4 protein-coding genes are annotated in these 4,920 nt (G+C 76.6%); 2 read left to right on the top strand and 2 right to left on the bottom strand.

Annotated features, from left to right (window positions below):
• Positions 1-23: 23 nt before the first annotated feature.
• Together UW392_RS54685 and UW392_RS54680 are read right to left on the bottom strand one after the other, a co-directional pair.
• Entirely contained in the window at positions 24-1,142 is a 1,119-nt protein-coding gene (locus tag UW392_RS54685) for a glycerate kinase (RefSeq protein ID WP_320782950.1), read from the bottom strand.
• Positions 1,143-1,260: 118 nt separating this feature from the next.
• Positions 1,261-1,530 carry a hypothetical protein gene (locus UW392_RS54680; RefSeq protein ID WP_320782949.1) on the bottom strand — a complete coding sequence of 90 codons (270 nt, stop codon included), beginning with the start codon at positions 1,528-1,530 and terminating at the stop codon, positions 1,261-1,263.
• A gap of 217 nt (positions 1,531-1,747) precedes the next feature.
• Here UW392_RS54680 and UW392_RS54675 point away from each other — a divergent pair, with 217 nt between their 5' ends.
• Together UW392_RS54675 and UW392_RS54670 are read left to right on the top strand one after the other, a co-directional pair.
• Complete coding sequence (locus UW392_RS54675; protein WP_320782948.1) at positions 1,748-2,815, top strand: ADP-ribosylglycohydrolase family protein; 1,068 nt, start codon at positions 1,748-1,750, stop codon at positions 2,813-2,815.
• 221 nt (positions 2,816-3,036) lie between these two features.
• The coding region (locus UW392_RS54670; protein WP_320782947.1) for a phytoene/squalene synthase family protein at positions 3,037-4,920 on the top strand (1,884 nt) is incomplete at its 3' end.

Genomic DNA, 4,920 nt, shown 5'->3' with positions numbered 1-4,920 from the left:
CCCGCGACCGGGCAGAGCCCGTGTCAGCCCAGGAAGTCCCGCGCGATCCGTTCCGCCACGTCCTCCAGGATCGGTCCCGCCTGGGCGATGCACCGCTGGACGTCCGGCTCGACGTCGGTGAGCGGGTAGGCGCGGCGGATGCCGGCCCGGCCGAGCGCCTGCGGGGCCAGCGCCAGGCGCCCGCAGACCGCGACGACCTCCTTGCCCGCGGCGCGCGCGGCGGCGGCGACGCCCGCGGGCGCCTTGCCGTGCAGGGTCTGCTCGTCGAGGGAGCCCTCGCCGGTGATCACCAGCGTGGCCCGCTCCAGCGCGGGGGCGAAACCGAGGACGTCGAGCATGACCTCGATGCCGGGCCGGAAGCGGGCGCCGAGGACGAGGGCGCCGTAGCCGATCCCGCCGGCGGCGCCGGCGCCCGGCGCGAGGGCGTACTCGGCGGCCCTGGGGCCGATCGCCTCCTCCAGGACCTGCGCGAAGCGGGACAGCGCCGCGTCGAGCACCTGCACGTCCTGGGGGCTCGCCCCCTTCTGCGGGCCGTACACGGCGGGCGCGCCCCCGGGCCCGGTGAGCGGGTTGTCGACGTCGCTCGCGAGCACGAACCCGACCTCGGCGAACCGGGGGTCGAGCCCGGACAGGTCGGCGGTCGCCACCTCGCGCAGCGCCCCGCCCCCGGGCCCGACCGGCTGTCCGTCGGCGTCCAGGAAGCGCGCCCCGAGCGCGGTGAGCATCCCGGCGCCGCCGTCGGTGGTGGCGCTGCCGCCGACACCGAACACGAGGGTGGTGGCCCCGGCGTCCAGCGCGGCGCGCAGCAGTTCGCCCGCTCCGTACGTCGAGGCGGTGAGCGGTGCGAGGACCCCGGCGGGCAGCCGCTGCAGACCGCCGGCCTCGGCCATCTCCACCACGGCGGTGCCGTCGCGCAGGGCGTAGGCCGCCGTGACGGGCTCGCCGAGCGGTCCGGCGACCCGCGCCTCGCGCCGCTCGAACCCGGCCGCGACCGCCGCGTCCACGGTGCCCTCGCCGCCGTCGGCCACGGGCAGCGACTCGACGACGGCCTCGGGCACGGCCCGGCGCAGTCCCGCCGTGACCCGCTCGGCGACCTGTACGGCGGTCAGTGACCCCTTGAACTTGTCAGCGGCGATCAGCACGCGCACTCTGCGTTCCCCTCGCTTGTCCGGCCTTGCACATGTCAAGGCAGTCACGGCGCTGTGACCCTAACCGGAGGGGGGTGCCGCTGCCCAGCGGGGGACGCACCGCGAGCGGGGCTCACTCCGGGACGTCGGCGCCGCCCTGGGAGGCGCCCCCGGAGTAGTCGTAGATCTGGTGCGCCGTGGGGCCGTCGCCGTCCTTCATGGTGATGTGCTCCAGCACGTCCTCCAGGATGTCGTAGTCCCCGGTCAGGACGCTCACGTCGCCGGTCCGCACGACGGGCGGGGGCGCCTTCGCCGCGTGCGCGGGGGCACCGGCCAGGAGGACGGTGAGGAGGCCGGTCAGGAAGGGGACGGTGCGTGCGATCGTACGGCGCGGCGCTTTCATGACGCTCCCGGGGAGTGCGTGCGGGGATCCCGGTAGTCACGCGGCGCGACGGCCGTCCGGGACCACGGGACCAAGCGGACGGCCGGCAGTAAACCAGACGAACATCTCATGCTGCCGGGTAGGCGGACGTAGGTTGACGCGGGGCCGGGCCCGAGGTTGACGCGGGCGGGGCGGCGCACGGGGGTGCGGATCCGGCCCGCGCAGGTATGACTGGGGTATGACACCTGGGGGCACCGACCTCGCCGACCGCGTGCACGGAGGCTGGCTGGGCCGGATCGCGGGCAACATGCTCGGCAAGCCGGTCGAGCGCGGCGACCACTGGACGCGCGAGCGCATCGACCGCTACCTGCGGCGGGCCGGCGCCCTGCCGCTCACCGACTACCTGCCCGAACCCGTCGACGCGTCGGACGAGCGCGCGCTGCGCCCGGAGTGGCGCGCCTGTGTCCGCGGCCGCGTGCACGGCAGTTGCCGCGACGACGACGTGGACTACGCGATCCTCGGCCTGGACCTGCTGGAGACGCACGGTTTCGGCTTCACCACCGAGCAGGTCGGCGACCGGTGGCTGCTGCGGCTGCCCTACCTGCAGACGTTCACGGCGGAGCGCGCCGCGTACCGCAACCTCACGGCCGGGCTCAGGCCACCGCTCACCGCCACGTACGACAACCCGTACCAGGAGTGGATCGGCGCCCTCATCCGCGCCGACATCCACGGCTGGACCCACCCCGGCGATCCGCGCGCAGCCGCCTCGTCGGCGCGCCGGGACGCGGTGCTCTCGCACACCGGCAACGGCGTGTACGGCGCGATGTGGGCGGCGGCGCTGATCGCGGCCGCGTTCACCGCGCCGGGGGTGCGCACCGCGCTCGACACGGCCCTCTCGGTGATCCCGGCGGGCAGCCGCCTCGCCCGCACCGTGCGCCGGGTGCTCTCGCTGCACGAGGCCGGGCTCGGCTGGGCGGACACGCTCGGCACGCTGTCCGAGGAGACGGCCGGGCTCGGCTGGATCCACACGGTCCCCAACGCCGCGGTCCTCACGGCGGGACTGCTGTACGGCGACGGGGACTTCACGAGGACGGTAGCCCTCACCGTGCGCGGCGGGCTCGACACCGACTCCAACGGCGCGACCGCGGGCTCGGTGGCCGGCGTCCTGTGCGGGGCGCGGGCGATCCCCGCGCAGTGGACGGAACCGCTGGAGGACACGGTGCGCAGCGCGGTGTTCGGCTTCGACGGGGCCCGGATCGGCGACCTCGCCGAGCGGACGGCGCGGCTGGCCGGGGCGCGGGGGTGAACGGCGGACGGGTCGCGGGGGTGGACGGCGGGCGGGGCGGCCGTTTCGTCGCGCGGCCGCACGACCGTTGACGCGTCGTTGTTTCGAGCGGTCGTCGCGGGTGTCACGACACCGCCGTGCCCGCACCTCGTTGGGGATCGTGTGAAGATCCCTTCCCCGGGTCCGCCCGTCCCCATCGCACCACCGCTGCCCGCCGCACCGGACGGCGCGGGGGCGGCGCCATGAGCCGCTGGTGGTGGTGCCTGCGCACGGCGGTCCGGCAGGCGGTGCTGGAGCAGGCGCGCAACCGTGCGGCGCTGGTGCCGACGGTGCTGATCGTCCCGCTGTGGCTGTGGCTGGCCCACCTGGTGCTGCCCGCGGACCCGGTGCTCTTCCCACTGCGCCCGACGGGCCGCCCGGTGCTGCTCGACGCGGACGTGGTCGCCCAGTTGTCGGGGGCCCTGCACTCCCTGACCCTCGTGGTCGGCTTCATGATGTTCCTGTCCACCGGCCGGAGCGCGGTCTTCTACGGCCGGCTGGCCAGGGCCGGGTGTCCGCGCGGCTGCCTGGTGCCGGCGCAGGGGGCGGTGCTGCTGCTGTGGGCGGTGTCGACCGCCGGGTACGCCACCGCGTGGGTGTGCGTCTTCGGGCGCCCGGAGCGGATCGACGTCCTGGCGGCGGCGCTCTGCGTCGGCGCCCTCGGCTACGGCGCCGTCGGCATCCTGCTGGCCTCGGTGACGCGCAGCGAACCGTGGGGGCTGTTCCTGGTGACCACGGTCGGGTTCGTCGACCTGACCCTGCAGAACCCGGTCGCCAGCCCCTTCGCGGACGCTCCGGCGGTGCGGCTGCTGCCCGCGTACGGCGCCATGCAGGCCGCCGTGTCCGCCGTCGCCGGCGGTGGCACGCCGTGGCGGCACCTGCTGCTGGGGCTGTGCTGGGCTGCCGCGCTGTCCCTGGCCGGACTGGTGGCGCACGGCGTGCGCACGGCCGGCCGGAAGGGCTCGTCGGCCGGACCGCGCCGGGGGCTCGACGGCGTGCCGGAACGTTCGCTCCGCGGTGGGGCGCGGGAACGGGCGTTCGGTGGTGTGCCGGGGCAGGCCCGCGCCGTGAGTCCGCCACCGCCCGCGCCTCCTCCCGTCGTGCGGCGGCCGCGCCCCGGGCCGGGCCCTGGACGGGTCTACCGGCTGGCCGGGATCACCGATCCGGAGGTGCGCGCCGGCTACGAGACCTGCCGCCGGCTGGTGCGGCGCTCGAGCCGGCTGGACCGCGCGATCGTCCGGCTGCTCCCGGCCGGACTGCGGCCGCTGCTGTGGGCGGTGTACGGCTACGGCCGCACCGTGGACGACCTCGCCGACGCCCCGGACGACACGGCGCGGCGGCGGACGGAGCGGGTGGGCGCCTACAGCCGCGCCCTGGAGACCGACCTGCGGCGCGGCCGCAGCGCCGACCCGGTGCGGGCGGCGCTGGTGGACGCGGTCTGGCGGTGGGAGCTGCCCGGCGACGGACTGTCGGCCATGGCCGCCGGGCACCGGACGGACGAGGCGCGCGAGACCCGCCTGCTCACCTGGGAGGACTGGCACGCGTACTGGGACAGGCTGTCGTTCCCCTTCGGCGTCTCCCGGCTGCTGGGGCTGCTCAGCGGCCCGGGCCTGTCCTTCACCGAGCGGGACGCCGACGCGCTGCGCCGCTGGAGCGACGCCTACCACCTCCTCGACGCCCTGCGCTCCCTGCGCGAGGACGCCCGGCAGGGGTCCGTCAAACTGCCGCACGACGTCCTGGACGAGTTCGGGGTGACCGCCGACGACCTGCGGCAGCCCCAGCGGAGCGAGCGGGTCACCGCCCTGGTGCGCGCGCTGGCGGACCGGGCGGACGCGTGGCTGACGGAGGCCGCGCACCTCGGCGGCCAGCACCCGCCCGCGGCGGCGCTCTGGCGCACGGTCGTGACGCTGCAACGACTGGAGCTCGCGCGTCTGCGGCACCGGCCGCGCCGTGTCCCGTTCCCCCCGGCGGGCCCGGCCGCGGACCTCCGCTTCCACTGCCTGCTGCTCGCGGGCCGGCTGCGGGTCGCCCACGCCTGGCGACGCGCCCGTACGGCGGCCGTCACGCTCCCCGCGCCTCCCCTCCCG

This window comes from Streptomyces sp. CRN 30 (genome assembly GCF_034105845.1).
This window is presented reverse-complemented; position numbering and strand designations above follow the sequence as displayed.